The following is a 19,972-nucleotide window of genomic DNA, read 5'->3' as shown; positions in this document are numbered from 1 at the left end:
TGAGCCGTATGGCAATTCTCCTTGTGCATTAACGGCGTCGAGTCGTGAGTCCGTAGCCGTCCCGTCCGCCGTCCAACCGCCCTGGAGTTTTACCGTGATCACCGCTTCCGGCATCGAACTGCGTGCCGGCGCCCGCATCCTCATCGAGTCCGCCTCCTTCCGCATCGCCAAGGGGGACCGCGTCGGTCTCGTCGGCCGCAACGGAGCGGGCAAGACCACGCTCACCAAGTGCCTCGCGGGCGAGGGCAACCCGGCCGGCGGCACCATCACCCGCTCCGGCGAGGTGGGGTACCTCCCGCAGGATCCGCGCACCGGTGACCTCGACGTCCTCGCCCGCGACCGCATCCTCTCCGCCCGTGGCCTCGACGAGACCCTGCGCAGGATGCGCGAGAACGAGGAGCGGATGGCGAACGGCAAGGGCGCCACCCGCGAGAAGGCGATGAAGAAGTACGAGCGCCTGGAGACGGAGTTCCTCACCAAGGGCGGTTACGCCGCCGAGGCCGATGCCGCCACCATCGCCGCCGCGCTCAGCCTGCCCGACCGGGTGCTCGGGCAGCCGCTCCACACGCTCTCCGGCGGTCAGCGCCGCCGTGTCGAGCTGGCCCGCATCCTGTTCTCGGACGCCGACATCCTGCTGCTCGACGAGCCGACGAACCACCTCGACGCCGACTCGATCGCCTGGCTGCGCGACTACCTCAGGACCTACCGCGGCGGTTTCATCGTGATCTCCCACGATGCCGGGCTCGTCGAGACGGTGGTCAACAAGGTGTTCTACCTCGACGCCAACCGCTCGCAGATCGACGTCTACAACATGGGCTGGAAGCTCTACCAGCAGCAGCGCGAGGCCGATGAGAAGCGCCGCAAGCGCGAGCGGCAGAACGCCGAGAAGAAGGCCGCGGCCCTCAACTCGCAGGCCGACAAGATGCGCGCCAAGGCCACCAAGACCGTCGCCGCGCAGAACATGGCCAAGCGCGCCGAGCGGCTGCTCTCCGGCCTGGACGCCGTCCGTGTCGCCGACAAGGTCGCCAAGCTGCGCTTCCCCGAACCCGCCGCGTGCGGCAAGACGCCCCTGATGGCGGAGGGCCTGTCCAAGTCGTACGGCTCGCTCGAAATCTTCACGGATGTGGACCTCGCCATCGACAAGGGCTCCCGGGTCGTCATCCTCGGCCTCAACGGCGCGGGCAAGACCACGCTCCTGAGGCTCCTCGGCGGCGCGGAGAAGCCCGACACCGGTCAGGTCATCGAGGGCCACGGACTCAAGCTCGGCTACTACGCCCAGGAGCACGAGACCCTGGACCCGGAGCGCTCCGTCCTGGAGAACATGCGCTCCGCGGCGCCCGACCTCGATCTCGTCGACGTCCGCAAGACCCTTGGCTCGTTCCTCTTCTCCGGGGACGACGTCGACAAGCCCGCAGGTGTCCTCTCCGGTGGGGAGAAGACCCGTCTGGCCCTGGCGACCCTGGTGGTCTCCTCCGCCAACGTGCTGCTCCTGGACGAGCCGACGAACAACCTCGACCCCGCCAGCCGTGAGGAGATCCTCGGCGCTCTGCGCACGTACAAGGGCGCCGTCGTCCTCGTCACGCACGACGAGGGGGCCGTCGAGGCGCTCCAGCCGGAGCGCATCATCCTGCTGCCGGACGGTGTCGAGGACCTGTGGGGCGCGGACTACCAGGATCTCGTCGCACTGGCCTGATCCCGCTCCGTCGCGGCCTGATCCACTCCGTCCGGATCATTCCGCCTACGTGTGATCCTTCATCTGCGTGAGTGCGTCTCGTACCCCGGCACGGCACCCGGTAGATACCTGCCGGGTGCACCCGTTCGGCGGGTCGCCCTCCCCGTGTGGCCCTGACCTGGCGCTTCGGCCCGAGCGTGCCCCCGCCTGCCCTCACAAGCCCATGGAATGCAGGATTCCGGTCGTGTGGAGCCGTTCCCCGGGCGGTGATCCGGTTGCACGGACCTTGCCGAATGGGTGGCCAGGAAGCCCCCGAGGGGTGATCATGAGAGTCCAGAGCGCACTTCCCATGAGGAGGCACGGGTGGCCGAGACTCTGAAGAAGGGCAGCCGGGTGACCGGCGCCGCGCGCGACAAGCTCGCGGCAGACCTGAAGAAGAAGTACGACTCCGGTGCGAGCATCCGGGCGTTGGCCGAAGAGACCGGCCGCTCCTACGGATTCGTCCACCGGATGCTCAGTGAGTCCGGAGTCGCGCTGCGAGGACGCGGCGGAGCGACACGCGGCAAGAAGGCCGCCACGGCCTGACAGCCGTCGGCGGAACGGGGCGCGTCTTTTCCGGCTCGCCCCAGGGGCTCACCGGTTCCAGTGGTGGCCACCCGGTCGATCGTGATGTCGGTCGGGTGGTTACTGTTCAGTCACTTAGCTCGACGTGCTGACTGAACGGATCCGGAGGCACCCCATGACTTCGCTCGACACTGTGCTCGACAAGGACGGCGTACGACTCACCGTCGATGACGCGGTTGCCACGGTGACCCTCACCCATCCGGCCAAGCGCAACGCTCAGTCCCCCGCTCTCTGGCGGGCGTTGACGGAGGCCGGACGGGCGCTGCCCGGCAGTGTGCGGGTGGTGGTGCTCCGTGGCGAGGGCAAGTCGTTCTCCGCGGGCCTCGACCGGCAGGCGTTCACTCCTGAGGGGTTCGACGGTGAGCCGTCCTTCCTCGACATGGCACGCGGCTCGGAGGCCGAGCTCGACGCGACCATCGCCGAGTACCAGGAGGCGTTCACCTGGTGGCGCCGCAACGACATCGTGACGATCGCGGCCGTCCAGGGGCACGCGATCGGTGCCGGCTTCCAGCTCGCCCTGGCCTGTGATCTGCGGATCGTCGCCGAGGACGTGCAGTTCGCCATGCGGGAGACCAGCCTGGGCCTGGTTCCCGACCTCACCGGCACGCACCCGCTGGTCCACCTCGTGGGGTATGCCCGCGCGCTCGAAATCTGCGCCACGGGCCGCTTCGTGCACGCCGAGGAAGCGGAGCGCACCGGGCTGGCCAACCTCGTCGTTCCCGCCGATGAGCTGGACGGTGCGGCCCGCGACCTGGCCGGCGCACTGCTGGCCGCCCCGCGCGACGCGGTCGTGGAGACCAAGGCGCTGCTGGGCGGTGCGGTCACGCGCGGTTACGAGGAGCAGCGTGTCGCCGAACGGGCCGCGCAGGGCCGCCGCCTGCGTGACCTGGCGGGCATCACCGACTGAGCACCCCGTTCGCGGCCTCGGCCGGGCGTGGGCCCGGTCCTGCGCCCCGGTCCTGCCGGGTTCCGCCCGGTCGTCAGTCCTGTTCCACCACCGCTGTGACCAGCACCGCGACCGACGGATGCCCCTCCACCGCGTCCGCCACCGCGGCCCGCACCGCGCGGACCACGTCGATCGCCCGGTGGCCCGAGTCCGTCGCCAGTTCGATCCGTACCCGGTCCGGGCCCGTGTGCACCGCGGTGCCCAGGACCCGGGTCAGTGCCACGACACCCGGAACACCCGCGGCAGCGAGGCCCGCCGCCCCCTCCGGCCTCGCCGGGCGCACCTCGGCCGGTGGGGGTGCCTGCCGTTCGGGTGGCGTGTCCAGTAGTTCCGTCACCCGGAGATCCACCTCCGCGACCACGAGGCCCAGCCGGTGTGCGGACGCCGTCAGCAGCGCCGAGCGCAGTGCCGAGGCTGCGGCGGGCAGCGGCCGGTCGGACATCGCCGACATGGTCGCCTCGATCCGCAACGGCCCCGGCGGCAGCGCACTCGGCGGCGGCTCCACCTCCGGGCCCGGCGCCCGGTCCGGATCGGCCACCGAGATCCGGAGCTTCCCGAGCACCGGCCCGGGTTCCGGGCCGCCCACCGCGTCGCGCAGCACTCCCGCCGCGGCACGCTCGGAGATCCAGGCCCCGTCCGCCGGACCGCCCAGCGGAAGCAGCCGGCCGAGGCCGAGCCGTTGCCGGACCGCTGCCGTCCATCCGTCAGCCCTGTGCGGGCTGTCAGCCGTCGTCATCTTCCCAGCCTGCCGCATCCACGGCGCGGGACGGGGCAAGCGCGCTTAATGTGGGCAACGAGGTCCAACCTGCCCCGAAGGGAAGAGTGGAGATGACCGACACCCCCCAGCGGAACCGTCCCGAGAACCCCGACAAGGAATCGAGTCCGCTCACCAAGCGCGGTGGGGGAGACCCCGCCACCCGCGGCCGTACCACCATCGCCGACGGCGTGGTCGAGAAGATCGCGGGAATGGCCACCCGTGACGTGGTCGGCGTCCACGCCATGGGCAGCGGCTTCTCACGTACCTTCGGCGCCGTGCGCGAACGGGTTCCGGGCGGCGGTAAGTCCGTCACCCGGGGCGTCAAGGCGGAGGTCGGCGAATCGCAGACCGCCCTCGACCTGGAGATCGTCGTCGACTACGGAGTGTCGATCGCCGACGTCGCCCGGGACGTACGCGAGAACGTCATCGCGGCGGTCGAGCGGATGACGGGCCTCGAAGTCGTCGAGGTCAACATCGCGGTCAGCGATGTGAAGCTGCCCGACGAGGAAGACGAAGAGTCCGAGCCACGTCTCCAGTAGGCCTCTGACCCGAGGCAGTTGAGGAGCACAGGATGAACATGGCTGTGGTCGGCATGGTGGCCGGCATGGCACTCGGATTCGCCGGGTACTTCGGCGGATTCGGGGCCTTTCTGCTGGTGGCCGCGTTGGGAGCGATCGGCTTCATCGTCGGCCGCTTCCTGGAGGGCGACCTGGAGCCCGGCGACTTCTTCCGGAGTCGCGAGCGCGGCGACCGACGGCGGTGACGGCGTTGTCGGGGGCGAGCGGCCAGATCGCCGCAGGTGAGCGCGGAGAGACCCGGATCGCCGACCGGGTGGTCGCGAAGATCGCCGCGCAGGCGGCGAAGGAGGCGATCCACGACCCGCCGGAAGAAGGTGCCTCGCCGCGCGCCACGGTCACGGTGCACCGTGACATCGCCCGGGTGCGGGTGAGCCTGGAACTCGTCTACCCCTCCGACATCGGCCGCCAGTGCGGCGGCGTGCGTCGGCAGGTCGTGGAGCGGGTAAGGGCGTTGGCGGGGATGGACGTGCCCGAGGTGGTTGTCCAGGTCGAGCGCCTGCATCCGACGGGAGCGGGCATCGCGGCACAGGGGAGGATCAGATGACCGAGCCCCACGACCCGGAACAGCAGACGCAGCGGCTGCCCACGGCCCGGCCCGTCGAACAGGGGGACGTGCTCGCACTCGACCAGTCCGCCTCGTCCGCCGCCTACGATCCCGTGCCCGCGCGGCACGACAGCGGTGACAGGGCAGGCCGGTTCTGGTCCGCACGCCGCGTCCCCGCGGCGCTCCTCGCCCTGGTGGTCCTCGGCTGCGCCGGCCTGCTGCTCTACGACGTGGCGGCGGTACGGACCGGCCACCCGGCGATGCGCTGGCGCCGCACGCTGGCCGACGAACTCGCCGCCCGGCAACTGGACACCATCTGGGTGCTGGTCGGCGCGGCGGCTGCCGTGGCGATCGGCCTGTGGCTGCTCGTGCTCGCCGTCACGCCCGGACTCCGCGCCCTGCTGCCGATGCGCCGTGACCGCCCCGGCGTACGGGCCGGACTCGACCGGGCCGCGGCCGCACTGGTTCTGCGGGACCGGGCCATCGAGGTGTCCGGTGTGCAGTCGGTACGGGTCCGGATGGGCCGGAGCAAGGTCGGGGTGCGTGCCGTCTCGCACTTCCGTGAACTCGACGACGTACGGGCCGATCTGGACACCGTGCTCGGGACCGGCATCAAGGAACTGGGGCTGTCCAGGCCACCGAGCCTGTCCGTGCAGGTCCGCCGTCCGGCGAAGAAGGGGTGAGCCCGTTGCTCAGGACCGTCAACCGGGTACTGCTCGGCCTGGCCGGGCTGGTGCTGATCTGCTGCGGCGGTGCGGCACTCGCCGCCGGGCTCGGCCTCGCCGTACCGTCCTGGTGGCCCTGGTACGGCCGGCGGGATGTGCTCCTCAGCGACGCCGACCGGGACCGCTGGCGCGGCGAGGGCTGGTGGTGGCCGACGGTGATCGCGGTGCTCGCCGTCGCGGTCGTCCTCGCCCTGTGGTGGCTGCTGGCCCAGCTGCGCCGGGCCCGCCTCGCCGAGGTGCTGGTGGACAGCGGCGACGGCGAGGGGGCGCTGCTGCGGGGCCGGGCCCTGGAGGGGGTGCTCGCCGACGAGGCCGGAACCTTGGACGGGGTGGCCCGCGCCCAGGTCCGGCTGACCGGCCGGCGCAGTGCGCCGCATGCCCGGATCCGCTTGCTGATGGAGCCGCACGCGGCGCCGGACGAGTCGCTCGGCCGCCTCACCGACGAGGCGCTGGCCCATGCGCGGGATTCGGCGGGGCTGGCCGCGCTGCCCGCCGAGGTGCGGCTGAGGGCGGTCAAGCACCGTGCGGAGAGAGTGAGCTGACGGCTGCCGCCCACGGCGGACCCGGTCGCCGGAGGGGTCCGGCCGTCGGACGGACGGGGTTGCCGGGCGGGCGGGGCCGATGGGCGCTCCGGGGTGCCGGACGGCCGGGGTGCCGGACGCGGCCGGGGCATTCGGGGCCGCCCGGCGGCCGGGAGTGTGCGGGACCGGTTCAGAAACCGTGCCGGGAGCCGCCGTCGACCGGCACCATGATGCCCGTCAGGTACGACGCCGCAGGGGAGAGCAGGAACGCGGCGGTCCGGCCGAACTCCTCCGGCGTGCCGTAGCGCCGCAGCGGAATGCGTGCCTCGTTGGCCGTGCGGGAGGCCTCCGCGTCGCCGGAGAGCGCGTCCAGTTCACGCACACGGTCCGTATCGATCCGGGACGGCAGCACGCCCACCACGCGGATGCCCCGGGGGCCCAGCTCATCGGCCAGGGACTTGGCGAAACCGGCCAGGCCGGGGCGCAGACCGTTGGAGATCGTCAGCCCGGCGATCGGCTCGTACACGGAGCCGGAGAGCACGAAGCCGATGACGCCGCCCTCGCCGAGCGTGGCCGCCGCGGCCCTGGCCAGGCGCACCGCACCCAGGAACACCGACTCGAAGGCCGACTGCCATTGCTCGTCGGTGTTGTCGGCGAGGAAGCCGGGCGCCGGTCCGCCGACGCTGATGAGAATGCCGTCGAGCCGGCCGAACCGCTCGTGCGCGCTGTCCACCAGACGCCGCGCGGAGGCGGGGTCGGCGTTGTCCGCGGCGAGGCCGACCGCGTCCGGCCCCAGCTCTGCGGCGGCCGCCGCCGCACGCTTCTCGTCCCGGCCGGTGATGATGACCCGCGCGCCGTCCTCGGCCAGCGCCCGCGCCGTGGCGTTGCCCAGTCCGCGGCTCGCTCCGGTGACGATGTACACACGGTCCTTCAGTCCCAGATCCATGGGCCCTATCCTGCCGTGTCGCCCTCCAGCGTGTCGTGCCCGGCCAGCGCCATGGCGGTGCCCACCAGTCCGATGTGGCTGAACGCCTGCGGGAAGTTGCCGAGTTGCCGGTGGCCGACGGTGTCGTACTCCTCCGCGAGCAGCCCCACATCGTTGCGCAGCACCAGGAGCTGTTCGAAGAGAGCCCGCGCCTCCTCGGCACGCCCGGTCAGGAGCAGCGCGTCGGCCAGCCAGAACGAGCACGCCAGGAACGCCCCCTCGCTGCCGGGCAGCCCGTCGATCGAGCTGCCGTCCGTGCTGTAGCGCCGGACCAGGCAACCGCTGCCCAGCTCCTCCCGGACCGCGTCTACCGTCCCGATCATCCGGGGATCGTCCGGCGGCAGGAAACCGGTCCGGGCGATCAGCAGCGTCGCGGCATCCAGGTTCCGGGAGCCGTAGGACTGCGTGAAGGTGTTCCGTACCGGGTCGAAGCCCTTCTCGCACACCTCCCGGTGCACGGCGTCCCGCATGATCCGCCACCGCTCCGCGTCGCCGGTCAGCGAGGGATTCATCTCCAGGGTGCGTACCGCACGGTCGGCGGCGACCCAGGCCATCACCTTCGAGTGCACGAAGTGGCGGCGCTGGCCGCGGATCTCCCACAGCCCCTCGTCCGGCTCGCGCCAGGTGGACTCCAGGAAGCCGAGCAGGCTGAGCTGCAGATTCCAGGCGTGCGGCTTGTCGTCCAGGCCCGCCTCGCGCGCGAGCCGCAACGAGTCGATGACCTCCCCGTACACATCCAGCTGACGCTGGCGCACCGCGGCGTTGCCGATCCGGACCGGGCCGGAGTTCTCGTATCCGCTCAACCACGGCAGCTCCGCCTCGGGCAGCCTCCGCTCGCCCGCCAGTCCGTACATGATCTGCAGGTCGGCCGGATCCCCGGCGACGGCCCGCAGCAGCCAGTCCCGCCAGGCGGCGGCCTCCTCCAGATAACCGGCCGAGATCAGCGCGCCGAGGGTCAGGGTCGAGTCCCGCAGCCAGCAGAAGCGGTAGTCCCAGTTCCGTACGCCGCCGATCTCCTCGGGCAGTGAGGTGGTGGGAGCCGCCACGATGCCGCCGGTCGGGCCGAAGGTGAGTGCCTTCAGCGTGATCAGCGACCGGATCACCGCCTCCCGGTAAGGGCCTCGGTACTTGCACTGTGCGGACCACGCCGCCCAGTCGGACAGGGTGCTCTTCAGCGCGTCGAACGGGTCGACGAGATCGGGGCGGGGTGAGTGCGAGGGGTGCCAGGTGAGGACGAACGCCACCTGTTCACCCGCGGAGACGGTGAACGACGAGCAGGTGGAGAACTGCTGGCCCCAGGTCTTGACCGGCGGCTCGCTGCGCAGCCAGGCCGAATCCGGCCCGGCGACCGCCACCCGGTGCCCCTCCGAGCGGCGTACCCACGGCACGACCGAGCCGAAGTCGAAGCGCAGCCGGATCACGGAACTCATCTCGACGGTGCCGCTGACGCCCTCGACGATCCGCATGACATCGGGTTCCTGGTCGCGCTGCGGCATGAAGTCGATGACCTTGACCGTGCCGGTACGGGTCTCCCAGAACGTCTCCAGGACGAGGGAGTCACCCGCATAGCCGCGCCGGGTGCAGGTGTCCGCGCCCTTCGGGGCGATCCGCCAGTGGCCGTTGTCCTCGTTGCCGAGCAGGGCCGCGAAGCAGGCGCCCGAATCGAAGCGGGGCAGACAGAGCCAGTCGACAGAACCGTTCCTGCCGACCAGGGCAGCCGTCTGCAGATCGCCGATGAGGGCATAGTCCTCGATGCGTGGGGTCACGTTCTGGCGTGTTCCCGAACCTGGGCCTCGTTAAGCAGCCCTTGTCCCACGAGAGACGGGGGCCACTCCGGTACCCGGGCAGGGACGGGTGTCAGACCGTCGCGGGTGCCGACTGCTCCGGCTCCTTCGGACCGGAGGCGTCCTGCTCTCCGGCACCGGCCGCTGCCGCCGCCACCCGGTCGCGCTTCTCCCTGCGGGCGAGGACCACGAAGCCGACCGGAACCCCTGCGGCGAACAGCCACCACTGGACGGCGTAGGCCATGTGCGGGCCGATCGAGCTGTCGTCGGGGGCCGCGATCAGTTCCGGGGAACCACCGGCCGGCTCGGGTCCGGTCTGCTCGATGTAGCCGCCGAGCACCGGCCGGGAGAGCCTCTTGGCCTCCTGGGCGCTGTTGATCAGCATCACCTGGCGGTCCGGCAGGTCGGAAATATCCTTGATGCCGCTGCTGCTCGTCGTCTCGTCGGCCTTGAGCCGTCCGGTGACGGTCACCTCGCCCTTGGGCGCGGCCGGCACGTCGGGGTAGGCGCGCTGGCTGTCGGCGGCGGGCACCCAGCCGCGGTTGACCAGGACCGTGCCGCCGCCCTTGAGGTCGAGCGGAATCAGGACATGGACGCCGATCCGGTCGTCGGTGGAGGTCCTGCGGCGCACGACCACCTCGTGCGCGGTGTCGTACGTACCCGTGGCCGTCACCGTGCGCCAGTAGTCGGAGCGCGGGACCGTGTGGCCCGGAGAGGTGAGCGAGGCGACCGGAACCGGTTTCGCCTTGAGGCTCCGGGAGATCAAGGAGTTCTGCGCGACCTTGTGCTCATGCCTGTGCAGCTGCCAGAAGCCCAGCTCGACCATCGTGGGGATCAGTACGAGGGAGAGGAGGGCGAGGATCAGCCACTGCCGGGTCAACAGGAAGCGGTACACCCCATGACGGTACATCTGCGTCATGGGGTGCATGGCGGAGGGGTGGGGAGAGGGGGTGCGGCAGCCGGTCAGACTTTGTCGATGATGCCCACCTTCCCCTCGGCGCGGGCGCAGTGGCCGCCGCAGAACCAGTGCCCGTCGACCTCGACACCCTGGCCGATGACCTGGACCCTGCAGTGTTCACAGATGGGCGCCATGCGGTGAATGGCGCAGGAGAAGCAGTCGAAGACGTGCACCGCACCCTGCGCGTGCACCTCGAAGGACATGCCGTAGTCGTTTCCACAAACCTCGCAACGTGCCATGCGCCACAGGGTGGGACGCGCGGGCGGCGGGGGCGAGCGGCAGGCGGGCGAGTCGCCCCCGGTTCACTCCGATGACGGCGCGGTCGTCCGCGCCGGTGACGGTGCCACATCGCGCAACAGATGGGTGAACGCGCTCTCGTCCAGGATCGGGGTGCCGAGCGACTTCGCCTTCACCGTCTTCGATGTCGCCGCGTCCGGGTCGTTGGTCACGAGCAGGCTGGTCAGCCGGGAGACGCTCGTCGCCACATGCAGCCCGGCCTCCACCGCCCGGTCCTCCAGCAGCTCGCGGTCGACGGAGGTGTCCCCGGAGAACGCCACCCTCATGCCCTGCATGAGGGGTTTGTCCGTCTTGTATCGTCCGGGGTTCGGATACGGGCACGACGGACGCTTGCGCGAGGGGCGCCAGCTGCTCTGACCGTACGAAGGCTGACGGCCGATCCGCGGGGTGACCGGGGAGTCCGACCACTCGGTCAGCGGCCGGCACTCCAGCAGCGGCAGCCGCACCCCGCTCCGCGCCGCCGCGTGCAGACTCGGCCGGAACGCCTCGGCCAGCACCCGGGCGTCGTCCAGGGCGTGGTGGGCCCGCTGCTGCACGACGCCGAAGTGCGCGGCCAGCGACTCCAGCTTGTGGTTGGGCAGCGGCAGCCGCAGCTCCTTGGAGAGCGCGATGGTGCACAGCCGCTGCTCGACGGGGGCGGTGACCGAGGCCCGTGCGTACTCCCGGGCCAGCATCGACCAGTCGAAAGCCGCGTTGTGCGCGACGAGGACGCGGTTCGCGAGCCGTTCGGAGAGCTGGGCGGCGACCTCCGGGAAGAGCGGCGCGCCTTCGAGGACATCGCTGGTCAGCCCGTGGATCCAGACGGGGCCGGGGTCACGCTGCGGGTTGACGAGGGTGTACCAGTGGTCTTCCACGTTGCCCTGCGCGTCCAGGCGGTAGACGGCAGCCGACACTATCCGGTCGTCGCGTGCGAGTCCGGTGGTCTCCACGTCGACGACCGCGTACCCCTGTGGGTAGGCGGTCGGCCACGGTGTTGAGGTCTGGCGGTCGTCGAGCATGGTCACAGAGAATACGGGCCGCGACTGACAGTCTCCTATTCGGCCGTCTCCGTTCCCCGTTCGGCCACCGGGCCGGCGGAACCCGGCGCGGCGACGACGTCCTCGGCCGCTGTCCGTTCCGGGCCGCAGCCGTCAATCGGCCCCGGAAGCAGCCGCTTCCCGTGCACGGGCTCCGTGACGTCACAGACCCTGGCGACATGACGCGTCCTCAGCCGGCCGGGCGCGGCGAGCGGCGGCCCGGGTCCGGCCCCGGCCAGGGCGTGCCGCATCCGTTCAGCGGTCTCGTCCGGGCGGCGACCCACCCCAGGACCGGCCCGCGGTTTCGCCACCGGGTCCGTACGGACTCGGGCGGGTCGGTGCGCGTCCGGTGCCGGGGCCGGGTGAGACCATCCCCGGGTGACGGATACCCAGGCGCATGGCGAAGCGCACGGCCGGGGACTCGGCGAGCGGCTGAACTGGCTGCGCGCCGCGGTCCTCGGTGCCAACGACGGTGTGGTCTCCACCGCGGGCCTGGTCGTCGGCGTGGCGGGGGCGACCGGCGACCGCGGCACCCTGCTCACCGCGGGCCTCGCCGGACTGCTGGCCGGATCCATGTCGATGGCGGCGGGGGAGTACGTATCGGTCTCCACGCAGCGCGACTCGGAGAAGGCCGCGCTGGCGACCGAGAAGCAGGAGCTGGCGGAGGCCCCCGAAGAGGAACTCGCCGAACTGACCGGCCTGTTGGAAGGCAAGGGGCTGAGCCGGGACGTCGCCCGCGAGGCCGCCCTCCAGCTCACCGCGCGCGACGCGCTGCGCGCCCACGCGGTGGTCGAGCTGGGCATCAACCCGGACGAGCTGACGAACCCGTGGCACGCGGCGGGCGCGAGCTTCCTGGCGTTCACCGTCGGCGCGCTGCTGCCATTGCTGGCGATCGTGCTCCCCCCGTCATCACTGAGGCTCCTCGTGACCGTGCTGTCGGTCCTGGCGGCGCTGGCGCTGACGGGCTGGTGGAGCGCCCGGCTGGGCGACGCGGCGGCGGTGCCCGCGGTACTGCGGAACATGGGCGGGGGAGCGCTGGCGATGGCGGTCACGTACGCGGCGGGAGAACTGCTGGGTGCGGTGGGCGCCTGAGGGCTGCACGACCGGTGCCGCGGCAGGAGTGGTGCCTGCCGCGACGCTAGTGACGGCGGACGATGCTCTCGGGCGGGAACAGGTCGGTGCCGGTGACCTCGGTGCCGTACCCGAACGTGATGGTCAGTCCGGTCCGGCCGCTCAACGGGGTCAGGTCGACAGGGGGGCCGGCATGGGCGTCCAGGTTGAGCAGGGTGAGGCCGCTCAGGTCGCGCAGCGGCGCGAGTCCGTCGGGTGTGCCGCACTGGAACAGGGAAAGCGTGCGGAGCTCCGTCAGGGGTGCCAGCAGGCGGAGGTCGAGCGACGAGAGCTGATGCAGGGTGAGGGATTCCAGTCCGTCGAGGGGTGTGGTGGACGTCAGTTGCCGCAGGTGCGTGGTGCCGCTCAGGGTCAGGTTGCGCAGGGCCGGCCAGCGGTCCAGTCCGTCCAGGTCGATGTACCGGGTCTGCCGGAACAGAAGCAGGCTGCTGACCCGGTGGCAGACGGGGAGTTCACTCATGCTCTCGACGAGAAAGGGATGGCCGAGGGTGAGATGCCGCAGGTCGGGCATGTCCCTGAGCGGCTCCGGGTCCAGGTATGGATGCAGTTCGACCAGGGAGAGCCATTCCATACCCGGCCGGGCCAGGGGACCGAGATCCTCGACCGAGGGGCACAGGCTGAGACCTGTCTCGCGGAGCCGGGGCATGGCGGCGATCCGGCTGAGGTCGTCGAACTCCCGGTTGTCGTAGACGAAGAGCCGCTCCACGTCGGTCCGTGACGTGATGGGTGAGAGATCGGGATGGTCACCCTGGACATGCACGGCCCGCGCGTGGGGGATGTGGTGCAGCGCGGCCAACTGCGCCCCGCTCTGCACATAGGCGTACGGTCCGGTGTCCCAGGACCTGTGCGCCATGATGTTCCGCGCGTACGGATCCGCGTCGAAGGAACTCCATGCCAGCGACAGGGCGTTCGCCACCTCCGGCCGTTCGTCGTCCCGGAAGCGGGAGACGACCTCGTACGCCGCGTCTCCCTTGACCTCCGCCGCCGTCCGTACGATCGCCGCCGCTTCCTCCCCGTTCACCTCGTCCGGACCGGGCAGGAGCCCGAGGACCAGCTCGCCGACCTTCGCGAGTGCCTCGACGTCCTCCTGCGAGACCGGCGGCAGCAGTTCCTCGGTGCGTTTCTCCACCTCTTCGCGCACCTCCGGGGCCAGCTCCGGAGCGTGCTCCAGGCTCGCCGCCGCCAGCAGGATCAGCCGGTGCTCGTGGTCGGGGTCCTGATCCGCGCGATCCAGCAACCTGCCCAGGAGCAGGGCCCGCTCGTCCACCCGCGCGTGCCCCACCGCCATCTGCACCACGTCGTCCCACCCGTCGTCATGGGCGTTGCGCACCAGCACCCCGAAGTCCCGCGCCTCCACCGCCGCCTTCGCCCCCAGGTAGTCGAGGAACGTCCGGTGCACGAAGTCCACGGCGCCCGGCGCCGGTTCGCGCAGCAGTCCGCTGCGGATCAGCAGATGCGAGAAGACCTGTTCGGCCGTGCCCCGCACCTGCGGCATGGCCCGCAGCCACAGCTCCACCATCGCGACGGCCTCGTCACGGGCCGATTCCACCTGCCCGTTGCGGATCAGCCAGTACGCCAGCCGTTGCAGCAGCGCCGTCTGCTCCTCGCGGGTCAGGTCGACACCCTCCACGCCGACGATCTCGCGCTCGGTGTCCCGGCGTACCAGCAGCATGTCGAGCGCCGCGTCGTACAACTCCTTCCGGGCGCGCGGCAACTGCATCCGGCGGTCCCGGTTCAGGGCGCACAGCAGCGCGCACATCAGAGGGTTCGTGGCCAGCCGGCCCAGATCCCGGCGCATCCCGACCGCGCGCCGCAGCGATCCCTCATACGTGTCGAGCTGCGTCCGCTCGTCCTCGGACAGGCACTCCGCCCTCGCCGCGTCGTGCCAGTGCCCGATGAACGCGCGGATGTCGTCCCGTTCCATCGGCAGCAGCGAATGCGCCACGAAGTCCTGCCGGCCGAGCCAGCCGTCCGGGACGGCGGACGGCCTGGTCGTGACCACGTAGCGGGCCCGCGGGTAGGCCGCGATCAGGTCCTTGAGCCAGCGCTCCGTCCGGTTGCGCAGGCGCATCGGGACCTCGTCCACCCCGTCGACCAGGACCAGTGCCCGGCCCTCGGTCAGCAGCCGGTCCGCCCAGCCCGCGGGCGCCGAGCCGTGCAGCGGAACTCCGGTCGCGCGCAGGAAGTCGTCCGGGGTGGGCAGCGTCTCGTACGACGTGAAGGCGCGCAGCCGCAGGACGAACGGCACGCAGCGGTTCCAGTCCGTCAGCTCGCCGTCGAAGGTGCGGCGCGCGGCGTTCAGCGCCAGCCACTGCACCAGCGTGCTCTTCCCGGACCCGGCCGGACCGCGCAGCAGCAGCCGGTTCGTCTCCAGCAGGGCCTGCTCGGCCCTGACCATCACCCGGTCCGGCGCGGACACCTCCCACCACTGGGGTTCGGTGGCATGGGAACTCACCGCCAGGCTGATGTAGGCCGTCTCCAGCGGCCACTCGCTCGCCGACCGCCCCAGCGTCAGCCCGAACAGTCCCATCCGGCTGTTCGTGGCCGCCACGAACTGTGCGTACCGCTGCTCGAAGTCCAGCGCCTCCGCGTCCGGGCGCGGGCCCACCCGGGCCCGGACGTCCTCCACCAACTCCCGCGTCCGCTCCGCCGCGCGGACCTGTTCCACCGCCGCCCGTGCCACGAACGACGGCTCGGCGGTGAGCTGTTCCACGGCATGCGCGCAGCACCGGCCGAGCAGGTCCTCGTACAGCTCGACGGCGCGCTCCGAGAGGCCCGCGGCGGGCGCGGACAGATCGGCGCGCAGCCGCTCGGGCTCCAGGCCCACGGCGAACAGCCGGTCCGCCGTCAGCTCGCCCGCCGCCGCGAAGGTGTCCCGTACCGCCTCCACGGCTGCCAGCCGCTCGTGCTCGGGCACCGTGGCGTACGACTGCGTCAGACGGCCGCCGAGCACCTTCGCCAAGCGGTCCGGCTTCGCCGGACGGGGAAGCGGACGCACCGGGTCCGGAACCAGGCCCGCGCCGGGCTTCGGTGTCATCAGTGACTTGGCCACCGTGCCGATCACCGTGGTGGCCAGCCGCACCACCGCAACTTCCAGACCCTGCACAGCAGTTCCTCCCCCATGGAGCATCCGGTACGGAGATCGTACGGCGCCCGTATGGCAGAAAGTGCCAAAGACTGCTGACACCACGTCTCGCATACTTGTTGGTAACAACGTCTGGTCCCCGGCCGATCCGCGGCTCTACGGTGCTCGCATGCCGCCGAACCTGCCCGATGTCGTGCTCTGGTCCATACCGGCCTTCGTCCTGCTCACCGTCCTCGAAATGGCCCTTCACCACTTCCATCCCGACGACGAGGCCGCCGGGTACGAGGCGAGGGACTCCGCCACCAGCATCACCATGGGACTCGGCAGCCTGGTCTTCGACCTGCTGTGGAAAGTGCCCGTCGTCGCGATCTACACCGCCGTCCACGAGCTCACCCCGCTCCGCGTGCCCGTGCTGTGGTGGACCGTCCCGCTGATGCTGCTCGCCCAGGACTTCCTCTACTACTGGTCCCACCGCGGCCACCACGTCGTCCGGATCCTCTGGGCCTGCCACGTGGTCCACCACTCCAGCCGGAAGTTCAACCTCTCCACGGCCCTGCGCCAGCCGTGGACGTCGCTGACCGTCTGGCCCTTCTACGTGCCGCTCATCGCCTGCGGTGTCCACCCGGCCGCGCTCGCCTTCTGCTCGTCGGCGAACCTCGTCTACCAGTTCTGGGTGCACACGGAGCGCGTCGACAAGCTCCCCAGGCCCTTCGAGTACGTGCTGAACACGCCCTCCCACCACCGGGTGCACCACGCGTCGCAGGGCGGCTACCTGGACCGGAACTTCGGCGGCATCCTGATCCTGTGGGACCGGCTCTTCGGGTCTTTCACCGCCGAGACGGAACGGCCCGTCTTCGGCCTCACCAAGAACATCGACACGTTCAATCCGCTGCGGGTCGCCACCCACGAGTACGCCGCCATAGCCCGTGACCTGCGGGCGGCCGGCAGCTGGAGCGAGCGGGCCGGGCGGATCTTCCGCGGCCCCGGCTGGCAGCCGTCCCCCACGGCCGTCCGTACGGCCCTTCCTGCCCGGGAGCGCACCGGATGAGCGCCGCCGACGTCCCGGACCGGCGGGAGCGTCTCGTACGCCCGCTGCTCCTCGCCTTCCTCGCGGCCTCGGCCGTCGACCTCTTCGGCGTCCTCGCCGACGTCCCGGTCGCCCACCTCGTCGCCAAACCCCTGCTGATGCCGCTGCTGGCCGGATACGCCGCCGCCCGGCGGGGCCCCCGCCTGCTCGTCGCGGCGCTCCTGTGCGGCTGGGGCGGCGACACCCTGCTGCTGCCCGACGCCGATGCCGCCTTCCTCATCGGCATGGGCCTCTTCGCCGCGGGCCACGTCTGCTATCTGCTTCTCTTCGGACGCGCCCGCGGCTCCCTGCCCGCCGGGATCGGGTACGTCGCCGTCCTGGCCGCCCTCGTCGCGCTGCTCTGGAGCGGGCTGCCCGCGGACCTGCGGATCCCGATGACCGGCTACAGCCTGCTGCTCACGGCGATGGCGTACCGTGCCGGCACCCTCGGCAGGTACGCGGCCGCCGGCGGGGCACTCTTCCTGCTCTCCGACTCACTCATCGCCCTCGGCATCGCCGACCGGCCGCAGCCGCCCGCGTCCGACTTCTGGATCATGCTCACCTACATCGCGGCGCAGTTCCTGCTGACCACCGGGGCGCTCGCACCCGGTACCGGGCGCCCCGGTTCCGGCGGCGGGGCGTACCGTGAACGACGTATCACCATCTGAGATCAGCAAGGATTCCCACGCATGCGCGCCACCGTCATCCACGCCCCCCGCGACATCCGTGTGCAGGAGGTGCCGGACCCGTCGATCCAGCAGCCCACCGACGTGGTCCTGCGGGTCCTGCGGGCCTGTATCTGCGGCAGCGATCTGTGGGCGTACCGCGGCGAGTCCGCCCGGCAGCCCGGCCAGCGCATCGGGCACGAATTCCTCGGGATCGTCGAGGAAGCGGGCTCCGAGGTGGCCGGTTTCGCCGTCGGCGACCTGGTCGTCGCGCCCTTCGTCTGGTCCGACGGCACCTGCGCGTACTGCGCGGAGGGCCTGACCACCTCCTGCCCGCAGGGCGGCTTCTGGGGCTCGGTCGGCTCCGACGGCGGGCAGGGCGAGGCGGTACGTGTCCCGTTCGCCGACGGCACGCTGGTCAAGCTTCCCGCCGCCGCGGCCTCCGACGACCACCTGCTCACCGCGCTGCTGGCCCTGTCCGACGTGCTGGGCACCGGACACCACGCCGCCGTCGGCGCGGGTGTCCGGACCGGCAGCACGGTCGCGGTCGTCGGCGACGGGGCGGTCGGACTGTGCGGCGTGATGGCCGCCAAGCGGCTCGGCGCCGAACGGATCATCGCGCTCGGCCGCCACCGGGCGCGTACGGACATCGCCCGCGCCTTCGGCGCCACGGACGTCGTCGCCGAACGCGGCGAGGCGGCGGTCGACGCCGTACGGGAGCTGCTCGGCGGCGAGGGCGCGCACGCCGTGATCGAGGCCGTCGGCACCGAGCAGTCGATGCGCACCGCCGTCGGGATCACCCGCGACGGCGGCTCGATCGGCTACGTCGGCGTGCCGCACGGCAGCGGCACCGGCCTGGACCTCGGCGTCATGTTCGACCGGAACATCGCCCTGCGCGGCGGCGTCGCCCCCGTGCGCACGTACATTCCGGAGCTGCTCCCCGACGTGCTGTCCGGCACGATCGACCCGTCGCCCGTCTTCGACCTGACCGTCGGTCTCGACGACGTCCCCGGCGGCTACCGGGCGATGGACGACCGGTCGGCCCTGAAGGTGCTCATCAAGCCGTGAGCCAGACGGGCGCGTCCGCCCCCAGCGGGCCGGGCGGGCGCGACCAGTCGGTGGGGGAGCCGTCGAAGGCGACCGGCGACCGGGCATGACGCAGCCGGCCCAGCGGGCTGTCCGTCTCCGTGAGCCACTTCTCCGGGGCGTACGGGGCCGGATCGTGCGGGGCTCGGTCCCCGCCTTCGGCCCCGGGCTCCTGCCGGGGCAGCTCGTCGAGCAGCCAGGAGGCGGTACGGGCGAGCGAGAGCGTGACCAGCCGGGTACCGCCCTCGTCGTGCTGATCGGTCAGTGCGCGCAGTACGGCGGCGGCCAGCAAATAGCCCGTGCCGTGGTCGAGCGCCTGCGCGGGCAGCGCACCGGGCGGGTTCCCGGATCCCGCCGCGGCCTCGACCGCGGCGATGCCGGTGGCCACCTGCACCAGACTGTCGAAACCGCGTCGCCCCGCCCACGGACCGTGCCCCCAGGCCGAGAGCCGCCCGATCACCAGTCCGGGCCTGCGCGCGGCCAGCGACCGCGACGTCAGGCCGAACGGATCCAACGCGCCGGGACGGTAGCCGATGACGACCGCGTCCGCGCCGGCCAGCAGCTCGTCGAACGCGGCCCTGCCCGAGCGGCTGCCGAGGTCCAGGTCGGCCGACCGCTTCCCGAAGCCGGTGTCGCTGTGCGCGTCCTGACTCTCCGGGAGCCGCGGTGCGTCGATCCGCAGGACGTCGGCGCCGAGCAGCGCGAGCGTACGGGTGGCGACGGGCCCCGCGAGGACCCGGGTGAGGTCCAGCACCCGCAACCCGGCGGCGGGCAGCAGCGGTTCGCACGGTTCACCGGTGAGCGCCGCCGTGCGGCGTGCCGGAGCGGCGTCGACGCGTTCCCTGGCCATCAGCGGTGTGCCCGCGAGCGCGGCGCCCCGGGGGTCGGCCGCCCACTCCTCGGGGGTACGGGCGACGACGGCCAGACCGCCCGCCGCGTACACCGTCCGTTCGATCTCCGCTCCCCGGCGCCCGGCGAACGAGGCGGCGACGGCTTCCACGGCGTTGTTGTCCGGGGTGTCCGCCGCGAGCCCCAGCGTGGCGAGCAGCCGGGCCCGGTGGTGCGGATAGTTGGCGTGGGTACGGACCCAGCCGTCCGCCGTGCGCCAGAAGCGGGACAACGGGGCGAAGCTGGTCGGCGTGCGCCCGTCGATCCGCAGATGGCGCTCGCTCGTGAACGCCGCGGCCACCGCGCCGTCGTCGATCCGGACCCGCGGCACAGGGCGTGCGGTGCGTCGGGCGGCCAGCTCGGCCGCGGCCAGCGAACAGACGGCGACTGCGGAACGGGCCAGTTCCGCGACGGGCAGCCGGGCGGGCGGCAGCCCATCGGAGACCTCCGTCCCGATGTGCGCGAGAAGCGCGGGGTCGCCGCCCAGCGCCGCCCAGGCCTGCTCCGTACCGGAAACGCGTGCATGAGTCATCCCTGGACTATGGCACTGAGTGCCACCCCGAAGGAAGAGGGAGCGGGGGTTCACGCCGCGGGGGCCTGAAAGAGGTGGCGGGAGGCGTCACGCCACAGGGCCCGGCAGAGGT

Annotated in this window: 20 protein-coding genes; 12 read left to right on the top strand and 8 right to left on the bottom strand. The window is 71.8% G+C overall.

Going from position 1 to position 19,972, the window contains the following annotated elements:
• Nucleotides 1–94 precede the first annotated feature (94 nt).
• From ACFVUT_RS08245 to ACFVUT_RS08235, 3 genes are all read left to right on the top strand, one after another.
• Entirely contained in the window at nt 95–1,693 is a 1,599-nt protein-coding gene (locus tag ACFVUT_RS08245) for an ABC-F family ATP-binding cassette domain-containing protein (protein WP_389646646.1), read from the top strand.
• 342 nt (nt 1,694–2,035) lie between these two features.
• Nucleotides 2,036–2,257 (top strand): helix-turn-helix domain-containing protein, encoded by a 222-nt coding sequence (locus tag ACFVUT_RS08240; protein WP_352163566.1) that lies wholly within the window; start codon nt 2,036–2,038, stop codon nt 2,255–2,257.
• A 154-nt stretch (nt 2,258–2,411) separates the two neighbouring features.
• Nucleotides 2,412–3,203 carry an enoyl-CoA hydratase/isomerase family protein gene (locus ACFVUT_RS08235; RefSeq protein ID WP_389646650.1) on the top strand — a complete coding sequence of 264 codons (792 nt, stop codon included), beginning with the start codon at nt 2,412–2,414 and terminating at the stop codon, nt 3,201–3,203.
• A 73-nt stretch (nt 3,204–3,276) separates the two neighbouring features.
• On the opposite strand, the gene ACFVUT_RS08230 is transcribed toward ACFVUT_RS08235, so the two are convergent.
• Nucleotides 3,277–3,978, bottom strand: coding sequence for a hypothetical protein (locus ACFVUT_RS08230; protein WP_389646653.1), 702 nt, complete (start codon nt 3,976–3,978; stop codon nt 3,277–3,279).
• Nucleotides 3,979–4,070: 92 nt separating this feature from the next.
• On the opposite strand from ACFVUT_RS08230, the gene ACFVUT_RS08225 reads away from it, so the two are divergent.
• The 5 genes from ACFVUT_RS08225 to amaP are packed head-to-tail and all read left to right on the top strand — an operon-like array spanning nt 4,071 to nt 6,388.
• Nucleotides 4,071–4,538, top strand: coding sequence for an Asp23/Gls24 family envelope stress response protein (locus tag ACFVUT_RS08225; protein WP_389646657.1), 468 nt, complete (start codon nt 4,071–4,073; stop codon nt 4,536–4,538).
• 32 nt (nt 4,539–4,570) lie between these two features.
• The gene (locus ACFVUT_RS08220; RefSeq protein WP_327275937.1) at nt 4,571–4,762 is read left to right on the top strand and encodes a hypothetical protein; all 192 of its coding nucleotides are present in this window, start codon (nt 4,571–4,573) and stop codon (nt 4,760–4,762) included.
• The gene (locus tag ACFVUT_RS08215) at nt 4,759–5,121 is read left to right on the top strand and encodes a hypothetical protein (protein ID WP_389646660.1); all 363 of its coding nucleotides are present in this window, start codon (nt 4,759–4,761) and stop codon (nt 5,119–5,121) included. Before ACFVUT_RS08220 ends, ACFVUT_RS08215 begins: the two co-directional genes overlap by 4 nt.
• On the top strand, nt 5,118–5,804 hold the full coding sequence (locus ACFVUT_RS08210; protein ID WP_389646663.1) for a DUF6286 domain-containing protein: 687 nt from the start codon (nt 5,118–5,120) through the stop codon (nt 5,802–5,804). Before ACFVUT_RS08215 ends, ACFVUT_RS08210 begins: the two co-directional genes overlap by 4 nt.
• Before the next feature lie 5 nt (nt 5,805–5,809).
• A complete protein-coding gene (gene amaP / locus ACFVUT_RS08205) occupies nt 5,810–6,388 on the top strand; it encodes an alkaline shock response membrane anchor protein AmaP (protein ID WP_389646873.1) in 579 nt (192 codons plus the stop codon).
• 169 nt (nt 6,389–6,557) lie between these two features.
• Here the strand turns inward: amaP and ACFVUT_RS08200 are convergent, their stop codons facing one another.
• The 5 genes from ACFVUT_RS08200 to ACFVUT_RS08180 all read right to left on the bottom strand — a co-directional run bounded on the left by ACFVUT_RS08200 (nt 6,558) and on the right by ACFVUT_RS08180 (nt 11,395).
• The gene (locus ACFVUT_RS08200; RefSeq protein WP_389646666.1) at nt 6,558–7,313 is read right to left on the bottom strand and encodes an SDR family oxidoreductase; all 756 of its coding nucleotides are present in this window, start codon (nt 7,311–7,313) and stop codon (nt 6,558–6,560) included.
• A 5-nt stretch (nt 7,314–7,318) separates the two neighbouring features.
• Nucleotides 7,319–9,118 carry a glycoside hydrolase family 15 protein gene (locus ACFVUT_RS08195; protein ID WP_389646669.1) on the bottom strand — a complete coding sequence of 600 codons (1,800 nt, stop codon included), beginning with the start codon at nt 9,116–9,118 and terminating at the stop codon, nt 7,319–7,321.
• 91 nt (nt 9,119–9,209) lie between these two features.
• A complete protein-coding gene (locus ACFVUT_RS08190; RefSeq protein WP_389646876.1) occupies nt 9,210–10,031 on the bottom strand; it encodes an SURF1 family protein in 822 nt (273 codons plus the stop codon).
• A gap of 68 nt (nt 10,032–10,099) precedes the next feature.
• Nucleotides 10,100–10,333 carry a hypothetical protein gene (locus tag ACFVUT_RS08185; protein ID WP_078852816.1) on the bottom strand — a complete coding sequence of 78 codons (234 nt, stop codon included), beginning with the start codon at nt 10,331–10,333 and terminating at the stop codon, nt 10,100–10,102.
• A 63-nt stretch (nt 10,334–10,396) separates the two neighbouring features.
• On the bottom strand, nt 10,397–11,395 hold the full coding sequence (locus ACFVUT_RS08180) for a DEDDh family exonuclease (RefSeq protein WP_389646673.1): 999 nt from the start codon (nt 11,393–11,395) through the stop codon (nt 10,397–10,399).
• 390 nt (nt 11,396–11,785) lie between these two features.
• On the opposite strand from ACFVUT_RS08180, the gene ACFVUT_RS08175 reads away from it, so the two are divergent.
• Entirely contained in the window at nt 11,786–12,499 is a 714-nt protein-coding gene (locus ACFVUT_RS08175; protein ID WP_389646676.1) for a VIT family protein, read from the top strand.
• Nucleotides 12,500–12,545: 46 nt separating this feature from the next.
• Here ACFVUT_RS08175 and ACFVUT_RS08170 read toward each other — a convergent pair whose 3' ends face one another.
• Complete coding sequence (locus ACFVUT_RS08170; RefSeq protein ID WP_389646679.1) at nt 12,546–15,644, bottom strand: NACHT domain-containing protein; 3,099 nt, start codon at nt 15,642–15,644, stop codon at nt 12,546–12,548.
• A 148-nt stretch (nt 15,645–15,792) separates the two neighbouring features.
• On the opposite strand from ACFVUT_RS08170, the gene ACFVUT_RS08165 reads away from it, so the two are divergent.
• The 3 genes from ACFVUT_RS08165 to ACFVUT_RS08155 are packed head-to-tail and all read left to right on the top strand — an operon-like array spanning nt 15,793 to nt 18,422.
• Nucleotides 15,793–16,671, top strand: coding sequence for a sterol desaturase family protein (locus ACFVUT_RS08165; RefSeq protein ID WP_389646682.1), 879 nt, complete (start codon nt 15,793–15,795; stop codon nt 16,669–16,671).
• Nucleotides 16,668–17,357, top strand: a complete 690-nt coding sequence (locus ACFVUT_RS08160; protein ID WP_389646686.1) for a lysoplasmalogenase — start codon at nt 16,668–16,670, stop codon at nt 17,355–17,357. The genes ACFVUT_RS08165 and ACFVUT_RS08160 overlap by 4 nt, the downstream gene beginning before the upstream one ends.
• Nucleotides 17,358–17,378: 21 nt before the next feature.
• Nucleotides 17,379–18,422, top strand: coding sequence for a zinc-dependent alcohol dehydrogenase family protein (locus ACFVUT_RS08155; protein WP_389646689.1), 1,044 nt, complete (start codon nt 17,379–17,381; stop codon nt 18,420–18,422).
• On the opposite strand, the gene ACFVUT_RS08150 is transcribed toward ACFVUT_RS08155, so the two are convergent.
• On the bottom strand, nt 18,412–19,860 hold the full coding sequence (locus tag ACFVUT_RS08150) for a CoA transferase (RefSeq protein ID WP_389646692.1): 1,449 nt from the start codon (nt 19,858–19,860) through the stop codon (nt 18,412–18,414). The two genes, ACFVUT_RS08155 and ACFVUT_RS08150, sit on opposite strands and share 11 nt — an antisense overlap.
• Nucleotides 19,861–19,972: the final 112 nt, after the last annotated feature.

Origin of the sequence: Streptomyces sp. NPDC058051, from assembly GCF_042885475.1 — a bacterium.
Lineage (GTDB): Bacteria > Actinomycetota > Actinomycetes > Streptomycetales > Streptomycetaceae > Streptomyces.
The sequence above is the reverse complement of the archived record's forward strand: the minus strand, read 5'-3'. Positions and strand labels throughout refer to the sequence as shown.